The sequence below is a fragment of the Nocardia pseudovaccinii NBRC 100343 genome, from assembly GCF_001613225.1.
Taxonomy (GTDB): Bacteria; Actinomycetota; Actinomycetes; order Mycobacteriales; family Mycobacteriaceae; genus Nocardia; species Nocardia pseudovaccinii.
The window spans coordinates 1-20,425 of record NZ_BDBY01000101.1 but is presented as its reverse complement, the minus strand read 5'-3'; the positions used below and the strand labels follow the sequence as shown (position 1 = coordinate 20,425).

Here is a 20,425-nt window from a genome sequence, read left to right as displayed (position 1 = left end):
ACTGCGCCGCAAGGTGGGTGGATCAGCTAGGGGTTCGTAGTGCGGGCCACAGCAGTGCCGCCGTCGATGCGGCGTCGCGGTGCACGATGCCGCCGAGTCCGAGCAGTTCGGCCGCGGTGATGTTCTGCTCGAGGTCGTCGACCATGATGGTCTGCTCGGGCGCGACACCGAGCCGTTCGCAGCCGACGAGATAGGCCCGGCGGGACGGTTTGCGGCTGCCGATCTCCGCGGAGATGGTCACCGCGTCGAACATGGCGGGCAGGTCGAAGCCCGCGTAGCAGTCGTCGCCGAGCGAATTCGACAGCAGGCCGACCCGATAGCCCGCCGCGCGGATACCCGCGACCAGCTCGATCATTTCCGGGTCGGGATGCAGCCGGGACTGGATGCGATCGACAAGGCCCGCATCGTCGATTTCGACGCCGTGCGCGCGCAGCCGCCGCGCGAACCCGACCTCGAACTCACGCTCGCCGATGCGCCCCTCTTCGTGATCCACCAGCAGCGCACTGCTTTCCGGATCGCGGGTGAGCAGTCGCAGCGGCAGCCGCGGGTCACCCAGTTCCGCGCCGAACTCGGCGAAGGCGGCGAGCACGGCGGTGGTGAGCACGCCGCCGAAATCGAACAGCACAGCGCTGCGCCCACTCAAGACAGTGACCTCCGATAGCGCTGCATGCCCGCGATCCACCGGTCGTGATCGGCAGCCTTGCGGTTCAGGAATTCTCGGACCTCCTCGTGCGGCAGCACGAGGAAACGTTCGGCCTCGATCGCCTCGAGCACGCGATCGGCCACGTCGAGCGGAGCCAGCACCGCCCCGGCTCCGGTGACGGCGCGGGTGGCCAGGTCGCCCGCGGATCCGCCGTCCGTGCCGAGTCCGGTGAGCAGGGCGGTATCGACACCCATCGGACACAGGCAGCTGACCCGCACACCGAGATCCCCGTAGGTCACCGCCAGCCATTCGGCGAATCCGACGGCCGCGTGTTTGGAGACCGCGTAGGTGGCCGAACCGATCTGGGTGAGCAGTCCCGCCGCCGAGGCGGTGCTCACGAAGTAGCCGCTGCCGCGCTCGAGCCAGCCCGGGACGAGCAACCGCGCCGCCCGCACGTGCGCCAAGGTGTTGACCTCGAGCGCTTGCTCCCACTGCGCCTCGGTGGCGTCCAGTCCGGGGCCACCGCCGACACCGGCGTTCGCGAAGAACATGTCGACGGGGCCGAATTCGGTTGTGGCCGTACCGATGAGCTTGCGGAGATCGGATTCGGCTGCGGCGTCACCGGCCTGCCCGGACACCGCGCCTGGAAAAGCCTCGGCGAGTTGACGTGTCGTCGTCGCGAGCCGATCCGCGTCTCGGTCGGTGATCAGGACGCGAGCTCCGTGCTCGAGCAGACGTTGCGCAATGGCCGCGCCGATGCCGCCCGCGGCGCCGGTGACGATCGCGACCGCGTTCTGTACGCGCATCAGTTCGCCTCGCCGTTCAGCCGGACCAGCATCTTGCCGGTATTGGCACCGCGCAGCAGGCCGAGGAAGGCGTCGACAGCGGTGTCGATCCCGGTCAGCACCGTGGTGGGAACGCGGAGGCTGCCGTCACGCACCCAGTCGGCTGCGAGCGCCGCGTACTCCGGTGCCAGCTCCGGATGGTCGGTGACGATGAAGCCGCGCAACGACAGTCGGCGAACCACCGCCAGCGCCAGATTCTTCGGGCCGGGCGGCGGGGTTTCGGCGTTGTACCCGGCGACGGCTCCGCACAGGGCGATTCGGCCGAAGTCGCGCATCGAGCCGATCGCCGCCTGCAAATGGTCGCCGCCGACGTTGTCGAAGTAGACGTCGATGCCGTCCGGGGCTGCCTCGTGCAACCGTTTCCCCAGACTGCCCGCCCGGTAGTCGATCCCGGCGTCGTAGCCGAACTCCTCGACCAGCCGCCGTGCCTTCTCCGGACCGCCCGCCGATCCGATGATCTTGGCCGCGCCGAAGTGCCTGGCCACCCGGCAGGCGGCAAGACCGACGGCACCTGCCGCGCCCGAGATGAATACGACGTCACCTGGACGGACCGGCGCGATTTCCTTCAGGCCGACATACGCCGTGAGTCCGGGAATGCCGAGCGGGCCGAGGTAGGTCTCGGCCGGGGCCAGTGTGGTATCGACCACGCGGGCCTGCCCTGCCTTCAACAGCGCGTACTCCCGCCAGCCGAGATCGTGCAGCACTGTCGTGCCGACTTCGATTCCCGGTACACCCGAGGCGACGACGGTGCCGATCGCCCCGCCGTCCATGGGGGCATCGAGTCGGAACGGCGGAATGTAGGACTTCACGTCGTTCATGCGGTTACGCATGTACGGATCGACCGACATCCAGTCGTTGCGGACCAGCAACTGCCCGCTGCCCGGGTCCGGGACATCCGTGGTCACCATCCGGAAATCGGATGGTGCGGGTTCGCCGGTGGGCCGGGCCACCAGGTGTACCTCTCGGCTCTTCACGACCAGAAACCTCCATGTTCATGCGCGCTGACCGGGGCGTCCGCGATGGAGCGCCGGTTGCCGGATAGCTCAGAGGTTAATTGAAGTTGACGTCGGATTCAATTGTTGGATCGCGCCCACCGTGCCGTTGTCTCGGCAACCGGACTACGGCTTGCTATCAATCTAAGTTAAAATCTTCCCCGCCACCTTCCGCCCGATGCCTTTCCGCTGCCAGTCCGGATCGACTGCCAGACCACTTATCAGAAAGGTTCGGTCGCCCGACTCCGCCGTGAACTCGGGCGGCAGCGGCTCTACCTTGTCGTCCAGTCGGACTCTCCCTTGAATTGTGAAACGTGTTGCACCGAGGTGCCCTGCTCTGCCTCACCGGCGCTGCCTGCCGATGTACCTATCCGTCGCGGGTTGCGATGGTGCGCTGGAGCAGGATGAAGGCGAGTAGCAGGACGCCGATGAAGATCTTGGTCCACCAGGAACTCAGGGTGCCTTCGAAGCTGATGATGGTCTGGATTACGCCGAGGGTCAGTACACCGAGTACCGAGCCGAGGACGAATCCGGAGCCGCCGGTGAGCAGGGTGCCGCCGATGACGACCGCGGCGATGGCGTCGAGTTCCATGCCTACGGCGTGCAGGCTCCAGCCGGACAGGGTGTAGAGCGTGAACAGGATGCCCGCGAGTGCCGAGCAGAAGCCGCTGATCGCGTACACGCCGACCTTGGTCCGGGCCACCGGTAGCCCCATCATGAGCGCCGACTGTTCGTTCCCTCCGATCGCGTACGCGGTGCGACCCAGTCGGGTGTAATGCAGAACGACGAAGGCCGCAGCGACGACTGCCAGCGCGACGATCATGCCCACCGTCAGGAATACGTCCCCGCCGAGCCGGAATCGACGCTGCGCCAGATCCGTATACACGGGGTCGGTGATCGTGATCGAATCCGTGCTGATCACATACGCCAGCCCGCGCGCGAGGAACATACCGGCCAGCGTCACGATGAACGGCTGGATCTCGAAGTAGTGGATGACCGCGCCCATCGCGGCGCCGAAGAGCGTGCCGCCGACCAGCATGAGCGGCATGACCAGCAGCGGCGGCCACCCGTGCACGGTCACCAGCCATGCCGAGACCACCGTGGACAGGGCCAGCACCGCGCCGACGGACAGGTCGATGCCACCGGTGAGGATCACGAAGGTCGTCCCGACGGCGAGAACGAGCAGAAAGGCGTTGTCTATGAACAGGTTCACGAAAACCTGCGGATAGCCGAATGCCGGATAGCGCATCACCCCGACGCCGTAGATGACGGCGAACAGTGCGGCAGTCGCCAGCACCGGGATGTATCGGCTGCGGTGTCCGCGCATCGTGGGTCGGCGCAGCATCGGGCGGACGGCACGGGCCTGGGTCAGCACATTCATCTGTTCGCCTCCGTCGCTGTCGATGGAATGCTCGGTCGGGTTCGGCGGCGAAAGACCTTGGCGCGGAACGCCGGTGACTGGATCAGGCAGACCGCGATCACCACGACCGCCTTGGAGACCAGCGTCGTCTCCGGTGGTACCCCGACGGTGTAGATCGTGGTGGTGAGCGTCTGGATCACCAGCGCCCCGAGGACGGTGCCGCCGAGCTGAAATCGCCCACCGGTCAATGCGGTACCGCCGATGACGACCGCGAGAATCGCATCGAGTTCGATCCACAGTCCGGCGTTGTTGCCGTCCGCCGCAGAGACATTCGAACTGATCATCAGTCCCGCGATCGCTGCGCAGCACGCACAGACCGCGTAGACGGCCACGATCAGACCACCGGCCCGGATGCCGACCAGACGCGCCGCCTCGGCATTACCGCCCACCGATTCCAGCAGCAGCCCGAGCGCACTGCGCCGCAACAACAACGCGAGCACAGCGAACACTGCGGTGGCGGCCAATACGGGCACCGGCAACCCGAGCAGATAACCACCACCGATGACCTTGTACGGCGGACTGTTGATCGTGATGATCTGACCGGACGTAATCAGCTGTGCGACACCGCGCCCGGCCACCATCAGAATCAATGTCGCCACGATCGGCTGAATACCGAAGCGCGCCACCAGCACTCCGTTCCACAGTCCGAGCGCGATCGCCACGCCGAGCGCGATCAGCACCGCGACGGCGATGCCACCGGCATCGGCCTGATCCGGCATATTGCTGATGTGCAGACAGGCCAGCGCACCCGCGATGGCCACGACCGTGCCGACCGACAGGTCGATACCGCGCGTCGCGATGACCAGCGTCATGCCGAGCGAGATCAGCACCAGTGGTGCGCCGTAGCGCAGGATATCGATCAGGCTGCCGTAGAGGTGTCCGTCCTGGATGCGGATCGAGAGGAACCCGGGCGTGAACGCGACGTTGACGATCAGCAATGCGATGAGCGCGGCCGCGGGCCAGAACAGGTGGCTTCGGATAAATGTCATGAAACCGCCCCGCTCGCAATGGTTTCCGTGAGGCGATCCATGGTCAGGGTGGCATCGTTGACGAGTTCGGCGACCAGCCGCCGATCGCGCAGGATCGCCACCTTGTGGCTCAGCCGCAACACCTCCTCTAGTTCGGCGGAGATGAACAGCACCGACATGCCCTCCTCGGACAGCGTGATGACCAGTCGCTGGATTTCCGCCTTGGCGCCGATATCTATGCCGCGGGTCGGTTCGTCGAGGATCAGCAGTTTCGGCCGGGTGGCCAGCCAGCGGGCCAGCAGCACCTTCTGCTGGTTGCCGCCGCTGAGGAATTTCACCGGCGTGTCCGGATCGGCCGGGACGATCCGCAGCGAGGTGATGTACCCGGCGACGAGTTCGTCGCGCTTGCGCGCCGACAGCGGCCGGGCCCAGCCGCGCGCGGCCTGGACCGCGAGCACGATATTGTCGCGCACCGACAGGTCGAGGATCAGGCCTTGGGATTTGCGATCTTCGGGCAGAAGGCGATCCGGTGGTCGATCGCGGCGCGCGGCGAGCGCAGTGCCGTCGGTGCGCCCGCCACGCGGAGATTCCCGGTGGACGCGCGGTCGGCGCCGAAGAGCAGTCGCGCCACTTCGGTGCGGCCGGAGCCGAGCAGCCCGGCCAACCCGACGACTTCCCCGTCCCGGACGGTGAGATCGAACGGCGCGACAGAATTGCGGCGCCCGCCGATCCCGGAGGCCTGCAACAGTGGATCGTGGCGCGCCACCACCGCCGGATCGGGTTTCTCGTGCTCGATCTCATCGAGCGCGCGCAGCGCCGTGCCGAGCATGTGCGCGATGAGATCCTTCTGGTCCAGCTGTGCCACCGGATATTCGCCGACGAGGGTTCCGTTGCGTAGCACGGTTGCCCGGTCGCAGATCTCGAAGATCTGATCGAGGAAGTGGGTGACGAATCCGATCGCCACGCCCTCGGCGGCAAGCCTGCGCATCACCGCGAACAGTTGCTCGACCTCACCGGAGTCCAGTGATGAAGTGGGCTCGTCCAGGATGAGGACCTTCGCATCCAGGTCGACGGCCCGGGCGATGGCGATGAGCTGTTGCACCGCAAGTGAATACGAGCCGAGCGGGGCTGCGACATCGATGTTCAGACGCAGTCTTTCCAGCAGCCGGGTGGCATCGCGGCGCATCGCGGCGAAGCGGATCAGACCGGCCCGCCGCGGCTCCCGTCCGATGTAGATGTTCTCCGCGACCGACAGATTCGGGCACAGATTCACCTCCTGATAGACGGTGCTCACCCCGGCCCGCAGCGCCTGCTGCGGGCCGGTGAAGCGCACTGGGCGACCGTCGAGTTCGATGATCCCGGCATCGGCGTCGTGGATTCCGGTGAGCACCTTGATGAGGGTGGATTTGCCCGCACCGTTCTCACCGACCAGTGCGTGTATCTCACCGGGGAACAGCCGCAGGTCCACCTCGGACAGTGCGGTGACCCCGGCGAAACGCTTGACGATGCCCGACATCCGAAGTGCGGGTGTGACAGTCGATTCCGACATGCACTGCTCCGGCTCAGTACGTCCGGGTGGGCAGCGCGGCGGCGGCCTGGTCCTGGGTGTAGACGCCTTCATCGGTGACGATTCGCTTGGGCGTCGGGTGGCCCGCCACGACCTCCTTGGTGATCTCCATCAGCTTCGGGCCGAGCAGCGGATTGCATTCGACCACGACGTTGATCTTGCCGTCGGCCATGGCCTGGAAGGCATCTCGGGTCCCGTCGATCGAGATGATCTTGATGTCCTTACCCGGCTTCAGCCCGGCCTCCTCGATCGCCTGGATCGCACCGAGCGCCATATCGTCGTTATGCGCGTACAGCACGTTGATATCCCGATGCGCGGCCAGGAATGCCTGCATGACCTCTTTGCCCTTGGCGCGGGTGAACTCCGCGGTCTGCGATGCGATGATCTTGAACTTCGGGTCGGCGCCGATGACCTCCTGGAACCCCTTCTTCCGATCCGTCGCGGGCGCGGATCCGGTGGTGCCCTGCAACTCCGCGATATTCACGGTGTCGTTCGAGTTCTTGGTCGCGTCGACGAGCCAATTCGCCGCCCTGCGGCCCTCTTCGACGAAATCCGAGCCGAGGAAGGTCACATACAGCGAGGTGTCGGCCGAGTCGACCGCGCGGTCGGTGAGGATCACCGGAATCTTGGCGTCCTTGGCCTCCTTCAGGACGGTGTCCCATCCGGATGCGACGACGGGGGAGAAGGCGATGACGTCCACGCGCTGCTGGATGAAGGTGCGGATCGCCTTGATCTGGTTTTCCTGTTTTTGTTGGGCGTCAGCGAATTTCAGCTGTATTCCGGCCGCGGCCGCGGCGTCCTGGATGGATTTCGTATTCGCGGTGCGCCAACCGCTTTCGGCGCCTACCTGGGAGAACCCGAGTACGGTCTGGTCGCTTCCCGAGCTGCCGCAGCCGACGGCCGTTGCTGCGGTGAGGACAAGTGCGCTGGCGGTGATCAGAAGCCTCTTCAACACGATCAGGCTCTCCCTTGAATTGTGAAACGTGTTGCACCGAGGTGCGGTAGTCCTGTTAGTGTTAGCGCTCACATTCTTCAAGTCAAGAGCTCTCGCGGCCGTAATCCGGTGGCGACGACTGGATATCGGTTGCCGAGGTCGGCGCGGTGGTTCAGGGTCGCGGTGTGGCCATCGGCCGTGTGAGCGTTAACCTGGGGGAACCGGGACGACGCTTTGGAAGGTGGGATGTGAGGGAAAGGGACGGATTTGCCGCCGGGGACACCTCAACGGCGGTTCGACCGACGGGCGCGCGCCCGGCGGTCATGACCGATGTCGCCAAACTCGCCGGAGTCTCCCATCAGACCGTGTCGCGGGTGCTCAACGGCAGTGCGAACGTGCGCCCGGAGACCCGCGAGCGGGTATTGCGCGCCGTCGAACAACTCGGCTACCGCCCCAACGCCATGGCCAGGGGGCTGGTCAGCAGGCGCTCGAATATGCTCGGCGTGGTCAGTTTCGACACCATCCTGTACGGCCCGGCCTGCACCCTGCTCGGCATCGAACGTGCCGCTCGCACAGCGGGTTACGGTGTCAGCATCTTCGCCTTGGAGACAGTTGACCGCTCCAGTGTGCTGGCGGCCGCGAACAGTCTGGCCGATCAGGGCGTGGACGGAATCATCGTCATCGCCCCGCAGATGGCCGCCGCCGCGGCACTGCACAATCTGCCCGAACGCCTGCTGGCCGTCGCGGTCGAGGCGGGACAGGACAGTGGCTTGCCGTCGGTGTCGGTGGATCAGGTCGAGGGTGCCCGGCTGGCGGTGCGGCATCTGCTCGATCTCGGGCATCGCACGGTATGGCAGGTCGCCGGACCCAGTGATTGGCTGGAGGCACGCGACCGCATCGAGGGCTGGCGACGCACGCTGGAGGCCGCGGGCGCGCCGATCCCCCCGGTGATCGGCGGGGATTGGAGTGCCCGCTCCGGCTACGAAGCGGGCCTGCTGCTCGCCGCGCAGCCCGATGTGACCGCGGTATTCGCGGCCAATGACCAGATGGCACTCGGCATGCTGCGCGCCTTCACCGAACGCGGTATCCGGGTGCCCGCGGACATCTCGGTGGTCGGGTTCGACGACATTCCGGAGGCCGCTTACCTTTCACCACCGCTCACGACCGTCCGGCAGGACTTCGACGAAGTAGGCCGCCGCAGTATGCAGATGTTGTTGCGGCTCTTGGAATTCGACGGCACCACCGCCGAACCGGCGTCGCCTTCGGTGGTGCCGACGCTGGTCACGCGCGACAGCACGGCGGCACCGGCCCAGCGGTGAGGCTCAGGCCGCCGCGCGCTTCTTGTTGTAGACGTCGAATGCCACCGCGGCCAGCAGCACCAGGCCCTTGATGACCAGCTGCCAGTCGCTGCCGACGCCGAGCATCGACATGCCGTTGTTCATCACGCCCATCACCAGCGCCCCGACAATGGCGCCGACGACCGTGCCGATACCGCCGCTGGCCGACGCACCACCGACGAACGCCGCGGCAATGGCGTCGAGCTCGAAGTTCTGTCCCGCCTTCGGAGTTGCCGCGCCGAGCCGGGCCGCGAAGATGACACCCGCCAGCGCCGCGAGCACGCCCATATTCACGAAAACCCAGAACGTATTTGCTTTGGTATTCACCCCGGACAGTTGTGCGGCCTTCTCATTGCCGCCGACTGCGTAGATCCGCCGCCCGATCACCGACCGGTTCATGACGAACGAATACAGCACGATCAGCACGATCAGGATGACGCCGATAATCGGAATCCCGTTGTAGGACGCCAATACGAAGCTGAATGCCAGGATGACCGCGCCGAGCGCCGTCAACTTCGCGATGAACAGCGAGCGGGGTCCGGCGGGCAGACCGTAGGAGCGGCGGTGTTGGCGCACCCGCCACTGCGACCACACCAGCGCCGCCACCGCGAGCACGCCGATGAGCAGGGTCAAACCGTTCAGCTCGCCGACGCGCAGCCGTATCGCGATTCCGTTGAACCCGGCGAACTGAACGGCATGCAGCGGCAACCAATTCGGAAGATATCCGGCCGCGATATTCACAAAGCCTTGCGGGAACGGCCCGATCGACTGGCCTTTGAGCACCAGCTGCGCCAGACCACGGAACAGCAGCATGCCGCCGAGGGTGACGATGAATGCCGGAATTTTGACGTAGGCGATCCAATATCCTTGCCATGCACCGATGGCCGCGCCCATCGCGACGGCCGCCAGCACGACCAGCGGCCACGGCCAGTGCCACTGCACGATGGCGATACCGGTCACCGCACCGACCAGCGCGCACAGTGATCCGACCGATAGGTCGATGTGCCCGTTGATGATCACCAGCATCATCCCGATGGCCAGCACCAGGATGTAGCCGTTCTGCAGGATGACATTCGTGACATTGAGCGGCGTCAACAGGCTGACACCGTCGGAAAGCTTTGCCGTGGTGAGGATTTGGAACAGCAGCGTGATCACCACGAGCGCAACGATCATGCCGTATTGACGCACGTTTCCGCGCAGGGTGCGGCGTAGCGCTGCGAGCGCGCCGACCTGTTTCCGCTCGACGGCCTTCGCGATAACCTCCGCGGAGTCGTCGTCTTCCAGTTTGTCCAGCAACGTCATTCGGGTACCGCCTCGGCTGCGGCGGTGCCGCGTGTCATCAGTTTCATGACAGCCTCCTGTGTGGCTTCGTGTTTCGGGAGTTCACCGGTAATACGGCCCTGGCTCATCGCGTAGACGCGATCACACAGGCCGAGTAATTCCGGCAACTCCGAGGAGATGATCAGCACGCCCTTCCCGGCGGCGGCGAGCTGGTGGACGATCAGGTAGATCTCGTATTTGGCGCCGACGTCGATACCACGGGTCGGCTCGTCGAGGATCAGCAGATCGGGTTCGGTGAAGATCCATTTGCCGAGTACGACCTTCTGCTGATTTCCGCCGGAGAGGTTGCCCACCTTCTGGAATACCGTCGGCGTCTTCACCGTCAGCCGGGTGCGCAGGCGCTCGGCTTCGACGATCTCGCGGTGGGTGTCGATGACGGTGTGCCGGGAGACCGCGGGAAGATTGGCCAGGGTCATATTGCGCCGGATGTCTTCATCGAGGATCAATCCGTATTGTTTACGGTCCTCCGAGACATAGGCGATCCCGGCGCCGATCGCATCGCGCACCGACGAAACTCGCAGTACCGCACCATCTTTGCGGATAGTGCCACGAATATTGCGGCCGTAGGACCGGCCGAAAACACTCATCGCCAATTCCGTGCGCCCGGCGCCCATCAATCCCGCGATACCGACGATTTCACCGCGCCGTACCTGCAGTGCGGCGTCCCGGACGATCCGGCGATCGGCGATGGTCGGGTGATCGACATTCCAATCGGCGATCTCGAAGAACACCTCGCCGATCTGCGGATCCGCCCGCGGCGGGAACCGGTGGTCGAGATCGCGACCGACCATCCCCTTGATAATGCGGTCCTCGGTGACCTCTTCGGCCGCCGCATCGAGGGTCTCGATGGTGCGGCCGTCGCGCAGCACGGTTATCGCATCGGCGACCTCGAGCACCTCATTGAGTTTGTGCGAGATGAGGATCGAGGTGATGCCCTGTTCGCGCAGTTGCCGCAGCAGCGCGAGCAGGCTCGCGCTGTCGGTCTCGTTGAGCGCCGCGGTCGGTTCGTCGAGGATGAGCAATCGCACCTGTTTGGACAGCGCCTTGGCGATCTCCACGAGCTGCTGTTTACCGACTCCCAAAGCGGCGACCAGGGTTTCGGGATCCTCGACGAGACCGACCTGCCGCATCAGCAGCATCGCCTGCCGATTGGTCTCGTGCCAGTCGACGGTCCAGCTGCGCAGCCGTTCATTGCCGAGGAAGATATTCTCCGCGATCGAAAGCTGCGGCACCAGCGCCAACTCCTGGTGGATGATCGCGATCCCGGCCGCCTCGCTACCGCGAATATCCTTGAACGCCACATCGGTACCGTCCATGCGGATCTGTCCGCTGTAGGAACCGTGCGGGTAGACGCCGCTGACCACCTTCATGAGCGTGGATTTGCCCGCGCCGTTCTCGCCGACCAGCGCGTGGATTTCGCCGTCGGCCACCGCGAAATCCACCGCGTCGAGCGCTTTCACACCCGGGAATTCCATGGTGATTCCGCGCATTTCGAGAATGTGCTTGGTCATGGGCTGTGTCCTTTTCTGCATGCCCGAGGGCCTCCGTGGTTACGCAGGCTGCCTCCTCCGGGCACTGACTCGGCCGTGCGGGCATTCCGGGTCGTCAGGCGAAGTCGCGTTCGGAGTAGTAGCCGGAGTCGATCAGCACCTTCCGGTAGTTGTCCTTGTCGACCGAGACCGGCTGCAGCAGATACGACGGAACCTTCTTGGCGCCGTTGTCGTAGGAGGTGGTGTCGTTGGTTTCCGGGGTGCCGCTGGTCAAGATCGCATTGACCATCTGCACGGCGCGTTTGGCGAGGTCGCGGGTGTCTTTGAAGACGGTCATGGTCTGCTCGCCCGCGATGATCGACTTCACCGACGCCTTCTCGGCATCCTGGCCGGTGACGACCGGCATCTTCTTATCGCCCCTGCCGTACCCGACCGCCTTGAGGGCGGAGACGATGCCGATACTGAGGCCGTCGTAGGGCGACAGCACGGCATCGATATTCGTCGTGGAGTAGTTGGCGCTGAGCAGGTTCTCCATCCGGGACTGGGCGGTGGCGCCGTCCCAGCGCAGCGTGGTCACCTGATCGATGGCGGTCTGCCCGGAGCGGACCACCAGCTTGCCGGAGTCGAGGTAGGGCCGGATCACCGACATGGCGCCGTTGAAGAAGTAGTAGGTGTTGTTGTCGTCGGGGGAACCGGCGAACAGTTCGATCGAGAACGGGCCCTTGCCATCCCGCAGGCCGAGCCGGTCCACGATGTAATTCGCTTCCAGCACACCGACTTTGAAGTTGTCGAAGGTGGCATAATAGTCGACATTCGCGGTGTCGCGGATGAGCCGGTCGTAGGCGATCACCGCGATCTTGTTCGTCTTTGCCTGCTGTAGTACGCCGGTGAGCGATTTGTTGTCGATCGCCGCGATCACCAGTGCTTTGACGCCCCGGGTGATCATATTCTCGATCTGCGAAACCTGCGTTTCGATGACGTCCTCGGCGTACTGCAGATCGGTGTCGTAGCCGAGGTCCTTGAACTGCTTGACGATATTGTTGCCGTCGGCGACCCAGCGTTCGGAGGATTTCGTCGGCATGGCGATGCCGATCATGCCGCCGGCCGCGGACGAATTGCCGCTGTCCTCAACGGAACACGCGGCGGCGGCTAACAGCGCGGCGACACCGGCGGCGCCAGCGAAGAGTCCGCGTCGGTTGATAGTGGGCATGGGCACAACTCCTTGACTAGACCTGGACGAACTCGATACCGGCGAGCTGACAGAAGACCTGCCAGTCGGCGGCGTGGTGGCCGATATTCATGACCTGGTGATGCGGCCCGCCCGCGGTGAGCCAGCCATCCATGCAGGCACGCACGCCGCTCGTGGGGCGGAACTGGCCGTAAGGCATCTCCAGCGCGGGCAGTTCCTGGCTGTCGAGCACGGTGCCCTCCGCCACCACCAGCCGGAACTTTTCGCCGCCGAGCGAAACCAGACAGGCCAGCGTCGCGGGCCCCGGCCGGTAGCGGAACAGGAAGGTCGGCGGCTCGTCGAGCTTGCCGATGCCGAGCTCGCGCCGGATCAGCCGGACCGGCTCGTCGGTGCGCGCGATCCGCCAATTCCCCTCGCCCATATGGCTCATCAGGATCGAGTCGGAGGGGAAGTCCATCGCATACATCTCGGTGAAATGGCCGTCGCCGATCAGCTGATGTCCCGCGTAGACCATCGCGGCTGCCATCGCATCGCCCTCGGCGCCATAGCCGTACCCCTTGGCCATCAGACTCGATGCCGCGGCCAGTGGCAGCCGCTGGAACCGGCCGTCCTCGCCGATCGCGTCGAAATGCGTCGAGTACGCACCGTAGCCGCGGTCGGTGAGAATGCGTTCGATGGCGATCTGCATCCGGGCGTGGTCTTCGCGTTCCGCACCGGTCAGTGCCGGATCGATCGCGAATTCCCGGTCCTCCCAAGCCATCAGCGCCGCCACGTCGTCATCGGTCACCGCCTGGCTGCCGCGGTAGAGGTCGCCGGGCGCGACGAAGCTGATCTCCGGGCCGAGCGCCCGCAACAGCGCGTTCTCGTCGACGCGGATATCGCCCATATCGTTCATGGCATAGCCGAATACGCCGACCTTCAACGACCGCCATGCGGTGACCGCGCGCGCCGCGCGTGCCCAACGATCAACGCGCACAGCGAATTCCGGTGTGCGCCAATCGTCGGTCAGCACAGTGAACGGACGGTCGGCGCGGACCATCGCGTTGGCGGTGTCCTGGGCGCCATGGATGCCCTGGTTGTAGGTCATATCCGCCATATCCCAGGCAGGGGTGACAGTCGGCTCGGGCTGAATATTGGCCAGTAGCACCGGAAGTCGGTTCTCGTTGAACAACCGGGCCACCCGCATCGCCGGGCCGTAGGTGAGCATCACCACCATGACGCCGTCGAGATCGGCATTGACGAATTCGCGCATGACCGCCTCGGCGTCACGCCGGTCCTTGACCGGGCGTCCGACGGTCCAGTCGGCGATATCGGCGAGTTGTTCGGCGATATCGTGGGCGTAGCGGTCCTGGCGTTCGGCGATGCCCGGAATCATGTCGTCGTAGAGGGCCTGCATGATGCCGAGTAGGCCGATGCGTGGTTTCGGGTTCATCGAGGACGTACTCCTTTGTCGGCGGCCGGAATTCAGTGCTGGCCGTATACGTTCTGGTAGCGGTCGTGCAGGCTGTCCACATCGGCCTGCGCGAGGGGGACCGGTTCACCGAGTTGGCGCGCGATATGCACGGTTCGAGCCACGTCCTCGCACATGACGGCCGCCTTGACCGCGGCGCGGGCGTCGCGCCCGACCGCGAAGACGCCGTGATTGCGCATCAGGACGGCGGGGGAGCGGTGGCCGGACAGCGTCGCGACCACACCCCGGCCGATATCGTCGTTGCCGATGAGCGCGAAGGGACCGACCGGAATTTCGCCGCCGAACTCATCGGCCATCGCGGTCAGCGCACACGGAATCGGTTCCGCGCGTGCGGCCCACGCGCTCGCGTAGGTCGAATGGGTATGCACCACACCGCCTACCTCGGGCATCGCCCGGTAGATATAGGCGTGCGCGGCGGTATCGCTGGACGGAGACAGATCGCCCTCGACCAGCTTGCCGTCGAAATCGCAGATCACCATCGAATTCGGGGTGAGTTCGTCGTAGGACACCCCGCTCGGCTTGATGACCAGCAATTCCTCCCCGGGTATCCGGGCGGACACATTGCCCGCGGTCCACACCACCAGCCCCCAGCGCAGTAGTTCTCGATGCAGATCGACCAGCTGCTCACGCAGGCCGGTTATGGCGGTTCGCTCACTCATGCGGTGGCGGCTTCCCTTCGTGCGTCGTTACGGATGCGCCGCAGCCGATGCAATACCTCGGTGCCGCCGCGGCCGAAATGGTCGTGTAGGGCCTGGTATTCGGCGTAGATGCCGTCGTAGGCGGCGGCGCGGCCGGGATCGGGGAGGTAGGCATTGCGGTGCACCCGGCCCATCGCCTTCGCGGCGGCACGGACATCCGGGTAGGCCCCGGCGGCGACAGCGGCATGGATGGCCGAGCCGAGCGCCGGGCCCTGATCCGAGCCGATGATCGACAGCGGTAACCGCGTCACATCGGCGTAGATCTGCATCAGCAACGAGTTCTTCAGCAGGCCACCGGCAATCACGAGCTCGTGAACGGGAATGCCTGCGGCATTGAAGGTTTCGATGATGGTGCGGGTGCCGAAGGCGGTGGCCTCCAGCAATGCGCGATAGATGTCCTCGGGTTTCGTCGCAAGAGTGAGGCCGACCAGGATCCCGGACAGATCGTGGTCGACGAGCACCGAGCGGTTTCCGCTGTGCCAGTCCAGCGCGACCAGGCCGTGTTCACCGACGCGCTGCCACTGCGCCAGCTCACTCAAATATGCGTGGGCGTCCATGCCGCGCGCGGCGGCCTCGGCGTGATAGCGCCCCGGCAGCGACGAGTCGACGAACCACGCGAAGATATCGCCGACCCCACTCTGCCCCGCCTCGTATCCCCAACTGCCACTGATGATTCCGCCATCCACCACCCCGCACATCCCAGGCACCTCCGCGAGGTGATCACTGTTCATGACATGACATGTGGAGGTGCCCATCACCGCGAGCAGCTGACCGTTCTCGACAGCCTGTGCGGCGGGCGCGGTGACATGCGCGTCGACATTGCCGACCGCGACCGCGATCCCGGGCCGCAGTCCCGTCCATCCCGCTGCCCGCTCGGTCAGGCCACCGGCACGGCCTCCGAGCGGGGACAGCGGGTGGACCAGCTTGCCGACGGCGAAGTCGGCGAAGTCCGGATTCAGCGCAGCAAGGTAGTCGCGGCTGGGCCAATCCCCGTCCTGGTGAATTCCCTTGTAACCAGCCGTACAGACGTTGCGCGTCTCCGTGCCGCACAGCTGCCGAACGATCCAGTCCGCCGCTTCGATGAAACGCTCGGTCCGGGCGTAGATCTCCGGATCCTCTTCCAACATCTGCAGCGCCTTGGCGAACTCCCATTCCGCCGAGATCTTGCCGCCATACCGATTGATCCACGGCTCGGCCCGTTCGTGGGCGAGGGTATTGATCCGATCCGCCTGCGCTTGCGCCGCATGGTGTTTCCACAACTTCGGGTACGCGTGCGGACGGCCCGCGAACTCCGGCACCCGACACAACGGCGTCCCGTCAGCAAGCGTGGGCAGCACCGTGCATGCGGTGAAATCCGTTGCGATCCCGATGACATCAGCCGGGTCGACCCCCGAGTCGGCCAGCGCCTGCGGCACCGCCGTCCGCAGAACGTCGAGGTAATCATCGGGATCCTGCAACGCCCAATCCGGCGGAAGCTCAACGCCTGTCACAGGCAGGACGCGATCGATGACCCCATGCCGGTATTCGCTTACCGCACTACCGAACTCGACCCCATCCCGCACCCTGACAACAAGTGCCCGTCCGGACAACGTCCCGAAGTCGACACCGACCACATACTCGTCCGCCACTGTGACGCTCCTAACAATGTTAACGCAAACATTGTTAGCGCGAACATTTGCCCCGTGTCAAGGAGTCATCTGTTTAGTGCGTTGTGATCGCTCACGCCGACCCGAGTCAACGGCATCCGTTCTTTGGCGATGAGGTACTCGCCGATGTGGCGGACCGGCGAGTTCGGCGACCGGGCAAGGCTGCCGCCCGCTGCGGCCGCTGCCTTGATTCCCTCCGCACGGCTGGTGGTGATCGACGAGGCAGGCCACATGGCGCACATCGATCAGCCAGACCAGTGGCTGGGAGCGGTCCGTGAATTCCTGAGCTGACCGCCACGTGTGGTCCTACTGTCACGGTGCGCAGGCGGGGTCGGCCATTGCGGAAACCGCAATGGCCGACCAGGTTTCGGCTGAGGATGTGGCTGTGCGGACTACCGCGCTTCGGCACGTCGCCTGATGTCTGCCTCCGCATCAACCGATCGAATCGCCATGGGTCCTCCGGCGGGACGCGGCGCGATCCACCATGACCCGCCAGAGGTGGTGTTCAGGAGCGGACGAAGCGCAGCAGTGCCTCATTGACCTCCGCGGCGTGGGTCCACAGAAGCCCATGCGGGGCTCCCTCGACCTCGACGTAATCGGCCTCCGGGAAGGCTTCGTGGAAGGGGCGCCCGGTCGCATCGATCGGCAGGATGTTGTCGTTGGTGCCGTGCAGGATGAGGGCGGGCTTGCCCGAGGCGCGGACCGCGGCGACGTCGTCGCGGAAGTCCTCGATCCAGGAGGAGACGACCGCGTAGGCGGCCACCGGCGCCGAGACGGTCGCGGTGTTCCAGCTGGCGGTGACGGCCTGCTGGCTGATCCTGCTGCCGAGTGTCTCGCCGAGGTTGTAGAAATCCTCGTAGAACTTGGTGAACCAGGCGAACCGGTCGGCGCGGGCGGCCTCGGCGATGCCATCGAAGACCTCCTGCGGAACGCCGGTCGGGTTGTCGTCGCGGCGCACCAGGAACGGTTCCAGTGAGGCGAGGAAGGCGAGCTTGGCGACCCGCTCATGGCCGTACCTGTTGACGTAGCGGGCGAGTTCGCCGGTGCCCATGGAGAAGCCGACGAGAATCACCTCGCGCAGGTCGAGGGTCTCGAGCAGCGTGTTGAGGTCGGCGGCGAAGGTGTCGTAGTCGTACCCGGTGCCGACCTTGCTCGACTGTCCGAAGCCGCGGCGATCGTAGGTGATGACGCGGTAGCCAGCGGCGATCAGCTCGCGGGACTGCCGCTCCCAGCTGTGGCCGTCGAGTGGGTAGCCGTGGATGAGCACGATCGGCTGGCCGGTCCCGTGGTCTTCGTAGTAGAGCTCGATCGGCGTGCTGTTCTCGGTTCCGACGGTGATGGTAGCCATTGCCATACTCCTGAAATCAGCTGGAGAACGGTCGTTCTCCGGACTGTGCACTACGCTAGAGAACGAACGTTCTCAGCGCAAGGGGTAAGACCATGATCGACGACACAGAAGCTCGAGAGCGGGTGCTGGAAGCAGCCGACCGACTCTTCTATGCACGTGGAGTTCAGTCCGTGGGCATGGACGCGGTCCGAAGCGACGCGGGGATATCCCTGAAACGGATCTACTCCCTGTTCCCCTCCAAGGACGACCTGATCGTCGGTGTCCTGCACCGCCGCAGGGCTCAATGGAACGAAGGCATCGCCGCCAGCGCCGAGAACGCGGTCACCGCACGCGAGAAGGTCCTGTCCGTCTTCGATTTCCTCGACATGTGGTTCCGCCAGCCGGACTTTCACGGCTGCGCCTTCATCAATATTTTCGGTGAACTGAGCGCTGGCTCGCCGAACGTCACTCGCGCGGTGCACGAACACAAAGACGGCTTCCAGCGATACCTCGCTCAACTGGTCCACGACGCGGGCGCACCCGAGTCCGTCGCTGCGCAGATCGCGATCCTCGTCGAAGGGGCCCAGACCACCGCCGCCATCGCAGGGCAACCTGATGCCGCCGCCCACGCCCGCGCTGCCGCGGCAACCCTCCTCGACGCCGCCTGCGGCTCTTAGCTATCGAGTCTGCGCTGCTCCCCGGCCTGGCGAGTGAGCAAAGCCGAGGCTGTCGGGGCCGGTGTCCTGGCCATGTCGTCGAAATCCACGGAACGGCTACGGTGACACCTGTGAGAGATCTTTGCGTGGACCAAGTCGGGTAACGACCAGTGAACCGTCGACGGATTCTGGCCGCTTGCGGTCGCCGGTCGCGGCGTTGGCGACGGCGAGTAGCGGCGTGAGCCACGCCGCTACTCGCGGAAAACCGCTATGGCCGAACAGATTTCGGCCGAACGCGGGCTATCGCGCGGCGGCCGCGGGAATGGCGGCGTGATCCTGCGCGCCCACCTGCGGGTAGGTCGGGTACTCGATGCCCGAGATGTACTGCACCGTCCGCACTACCTGGCACGAATAGCCGAATTCGTTGTCGTACCAGAGGTACAGGATCGCGGTGTCGCCGTCGACGATAGTGGCATTGGCGTCGACGATGGATGCCGCGCGGGATCCGATGAAATCGCTGGAGACCACATCGGTGGCGGCGGTGTAGTCGAGGTTACGGCTCAGCGGTCCGGACAGCGATACCTGTCGCAGGTATTCGAGCACTTCGCTCTTCGTGACCTCGCGCTCGAGCTGCAGGTTCAGGATCGCGACCGAAACATCCGGCGTGGGAACGCGAATCGAGTTGCCGGTGATTTTGGCCTTGAAGTCCGGCATCGCCTTCGCGACCGCGGATGCGGCGCCGGTTTCGGTGAGCACGAGGTTGAACGGCGCGGAGCGACCACGACGGTCGGCCTTGTGGAAGTTGTCCAGCAGGTTCTGGTCGTTGGTGAACGAATGCACCGTCTCCACGTGACCGCGGACGATGCCGTACTCGTCATCCATCGCCTTGAGCGGCGGCACGATCGCGTTGGTCGTGCACGAAGCGCACGAGTAGATCTGCTCGGACAGATCGAGGTCGCGGTGGTTGACGCCGTGCACGATATTCGGAACGTCGCCCTTGCCCGGGGCGGTGAGCACGACCTTCGCGATGCCGGGCTGCAGGTGCTGCGACAGGCCCTGACGGTCACGCCACTTGCCGGTGTTGTCGATCAGGATCGCCTCGTCGATCCCGAACTCGGTGTAGTCGATCGTGGTCGGATCATCGCTGTAGATGAACTTGATGACGTTGCCGTTGGCGATGATCGTGTCGTTCTCGGTGTCGACCTTGATCGTTCCATTGAACTGGCCGTGCACCGAATCCCGCCGCAGCAACGACGCCCGCTTGGCCAGATCCTCCTCGCCGCCCTTGCGCACCACCACGGCCCGCAGGTTCAGCCCGTTGCCGGACCCGACCTTCTCGATGAGCAGACGAGTGACCAGACGACCGATCCGGCCGAAGCCGTACAGCACCACGTCCCGCGGTCCCTGCGGCTCGGCCTTGTTGCCGTCGGTGACATCGGCCAGCACCGCGGCGGTGAAATCCGGAATCGACAGCCCGCGATCGTCGGTGCGATAGGCCATCACCAACCGGCCGAGGTCGATCTTGCACGGCCCCAGGTCCAACGCGCTGAGCACTTCGAGGAACGGCAGCGTCTCCTCGATCGACAGTTCCTCACCCTCGATCTGCCGCGCGAACCGGTGCGTCCGCAGAATGCTGATCACCGATTTGTTCACCAGCGACCGGCTGTGCAGGAGGATGGTCACCCCCTTCTCGCGGTACAGCCTGCCAATGATCGGAATCATCGCCTCCGCCGAAGCCTCGTGAGCGTTCCAGCGGTCAAGATGGTCGGTAGTCAACACGAGTCCCTCGGGGTGTCCTGGATCTGTACGGAGATCGATGCTATCGAGGGCCGTACTATCACAAGGCCCCGCTACCCCCCTGTGAGGTCGAGTCACAGGCGCGAAAGGGGTTGGCGGTGGAA

The 20,425-nt window shown here is 65.2% G+C and carries 20 protein-coding genes; 3 read left to right on the top strand and 17 right to left on the bottom strand.

The features are described 5' to 3' along the window. Nucleotides 1-22 precede the first annotated feature (22 nt). The 9 genes from NP3_RS11540 to NP3_RS11510 all read right to left on the bottom strand — a co-directional run bounded on the left by NP3_RS11540 (nucleotide 23) and on the right by NP3_RS11510 (nucleotide 7,390). Nucleotides 23-643 carry an HAD family hydrolase gene (locus NP3_RS11540; RefSeq protein ID WP_063040509.1) on the bottom strand — a complete coding sequence of 207 codons (621 nt, stop codon included), beginning with the start codon at nucleotides 641-643 and terminating at the stop codon, nucleotides 23-25. Further along, nucleotides 640-1,449: an SDR family oxidoreductase gene (locus NP3_RS11535; protein ID WP_063040507.1), complete on the bottom strand. Its 810-nt coding sequence runs from the start codon at nucleotides 1,447-1,449 to the stop codon at nucleotides 640-642. The genes NP3_RS11540 and NP3_RS11535 overlap by 4 nt, the downstream gene beginning before the upstream one ends. Beyond that, the gene (locus tag NP3_RS11530) at nucleotides 1,449-2,462 is read right to left on the bottom strand and encodes an NADP-dependent oxidoreductase (RefSeq protein ID WP_218024842.1); all 1,014 of its coding nucleotides are present in this window, start codon (nucleotides 2,460-2,462) and stop codon (nucleotides 1,449-1,451) included. Before NP3_RS11530 ends, NP3_RS11535 begins: the two co-directional genes overlap by 1 nt. Before the next feature lie 162 nt (nucleotides 2,463-2,624). Further along, complete coding sequence (locus NP3_RS51440) at nucleotides 2,625-2,747, bottom strand: GNAT family N-acetyltransferase (protein ID WP_373864742.1); 123 nt, start codon at nucleotides 2,745-2,747, stop codon at nucleotides 2,625-2,627. A 100-nt stretch (nucleotides 2,748-2,847) separates the two neighbouring features. Further along, entirely contained in the window at nucleotides 2,848-3,861 is a 1,014-nt protein-coding gene (gene yjfF / locus NP3_RS11525) for a galactofuranose ABC transporter, permease protein YjfF (protein WP_169814482.1), read from the bottom strand. Beyond that, nucleotides 3,858-4,889 carry an ABC transporter permease gene (locus NP3_RS11520; protein WP_063040503.1) on the bottom strand — a complete coding sequence of 344 codons (1,032 nt, stop codon included), beginning with the start codon at nucleotides 4,887-4,889 and terminating at the stop codon, nucleotides 3,858-3,860. The genes yjfF and NP3_RS11520 overlap by 4 nt, the downstream gene beginning before the upstream one ends. Beyond that, nucleotides 4,886-5,341: an ATP-binding cassette domain-containing protein gene (locus NP3_RS50365; protein ID WP_245720898.1), complete on the bottom strand. Its 456-nt coding sequence runs from the start codon at nucleotides 5,339-5,341 to the stop codon at nucleotides 4,886-4,888. The genes NP3_RS11520 and NP3_RS50365 overlap by 4 nt, the downstream gene beginning before the upstream one ends. A 14-nt stretch (nucleotides 5,342-5,355) precedes the next feature. Beyond that, entirely contained in the window at nucleotides 5,356-6,417 is a 1,062-nt protein-coding gene (locus tag NP3_RS11515; RefSeq protein WP_245720897.1) for a sugar ABC transporter ATP-binding protein, read from the bottom strand. A gap of 13 nt (nucleotides 6,418-6,430) precedes the next feature. Further along, nucleotides 6,431-7,390 (bottom strand): ABC transporter substrate-binding protein, encoded by a 960-nt coding sequence (locus NP3_RS11510; RefSeq protein ID WP_040688225.1) that lies wholly within the window; start codon nucleotides 7,388-7,390, stop codon nucleotides 6,431-6,433. Nucleotides 7,391-7,617: 227 nt separating this feature from the next. Here NP3_RS11510 and NP3_RS11505 point away from each other — a divergent pair, with 227 nt between their 5' ends. Further along, nucleotides 7,618-8,688 (top strand): LacI family DNA-binding transcriptional regulator, encoded by a 1,071-nt coding sequence (locus NP3_RS11505; RefSeq protein WP_245720896.1) that lies wholly within the window; start codon nucleotides 7,618-7,620, stop codon nucleotides 8,686-8,688. 3 nt (nucleotides 8,689-8,691) lie between these two features. Here the strand turns inward: NP3_RS11505 and mmsB are convergent, their stop codons facing one another. The 6 genes from mmsB to araB form a co-directional block, all read right to left on the bottom strand. After that, nucleotides 8,692-10,008, bottom strand: a complete 1,317-nt coding sequence (gene mmsB / locus NP3_RS11500; RefSeq protein WP_063040499.1) for a multiple monosaccharide ABC transporter permease — start codon at nucleotides 10,006-10,008, stop codon at nucleotides 8,692-8,694. Further along, entirely contained in the window at nucleotides 10,005-11,558 is a 1,554-nt protein-coding gene (gene mmsA / locus NP3_RS11495; protein ID WP_063040497.1) for a multiple monosaccharide ABC transporter ATP-binding protein, read from the bottom strand. The genes mmsB and mmsA overlap by 4 nt, the downstream gene beginning before the upstream one ends. A gap of 94 nt (nucleotides 11,559-11,652) precedes the next feature. Beyond that, complete coding sequence (gene chvE / locus NP3_RS11490; protein ID WP_040698588.1) at nucleotides 11,653-12,747, bottom strand: multiple monosaccharide ABC transporter substrate-binding protein; 1,095 nt, start codon at nucleotides 12,745-12,747, stop codon at nucleotides 11,653-11,655. A 16-nt stretch (nucleotides 12,748-12,763) separates the two neighbouring features. After that, entirely contained in the window at nucleotides 12,764-14,158 is a 1,395-nt protein-coding gene (locus NP3_RS11485) for an L-fucose/L-arabinose isomerase family protein (RefSeq protein ID WP_063040495.1), read from the bottom strand. A gap of 32 nt (nucleotides 14,159-14,190) precedes the next feature. After that, nucleotides 14,191-14,856, bottom strand: coding sequence for an L-ribulose-5-phosphate 4-epimerase (locus tag NP3_RS11480; protein WP_063040493.1), 666 nt, complete (start codon nucleotides 14,854-14,856; stop codon nucleotides 14,191-14,193). After that, complete coding sequence (gene araB / locus NP3_RS11475; protein WP_084508459.1) at nucleotides 14,853-16,523, bottom strand: ribulokinase; 1,671 nt, start codon at nucleotides 16,521-16,523, stop codon at nucleotides 14,853-14,855. Before araB ends, NP3_RS11480 begins: the two co-directional genes overlap by 4 nt. A 129-nt stretch (nucleotides 16,524-16,652) precedes the next feature. On the opposite strand from araB, the gene NP3_RS49635 reads away from it, so the two are divergent. Beyond that, the gene (locus tag NP3_RS49635) at nucleotides 16,653-16,832 is read left to right on the top strand and encodes an alpha/beta fold hydrolase (protein WP_174566200.1); all 180 of its coding nucleotides are present in this window, start codon (nucleotides 16,653-16,655) and stop codon (nucleotides 16,830-16,832) included. A 214-nt stretch (nucleotides 16,833-17,046) separates the two neighbouring features. Here the strand turns inward: NP3_RS49635 and NP3_RS11470 are convergent, their stop codons facing one another. Beyond that, nucleotides 17,047-17,889: an alpha/beta fold hydrolase gene (locus NP3_RS11470; RefSeq protein ID WP_063040489.1), complete on the bottom strand. Its 843-nt coding sequence runs from the start codon at nucleotides 17,887-17,889 to the stop codon at nucleotides 17,047-17,049. Between the two features lie 92 nt (nucleotides 17,890-17,981). On the opposite strand from NP3_RS11470, the gene NP3_RS11465 reads away from it, so the two are divergent. Further along, entirely contained in the window at nucleotides 17,982-18,545 is a 564-nt protein-coding gene (locus NP3_RS11465; protein WP_063040486.1) for a TetR/AcrR family transcriptional regulator, read from the top strand. Between the two features lie 279 nt (nucleotides 18,546-18,824). On the opposite strand, the gene NP3_RS11460 is transcribed toward NP3_RS11465, so the two are convergent. Then, complete coding sequence (locus NP3_RS11460) at nucleotides 18,825-20,300, bottom strand: glyceraldehyde-3-phosphate dehydrogenase (RefSeq protein ID WP_063040530.1); 1,476 nt, start codon at nucleotides 20,298-20,300, stop codon at nucleotides 18,825-18,827. Nucleotides 20,301-20,425: the final 125 nt, after the last annotated feature.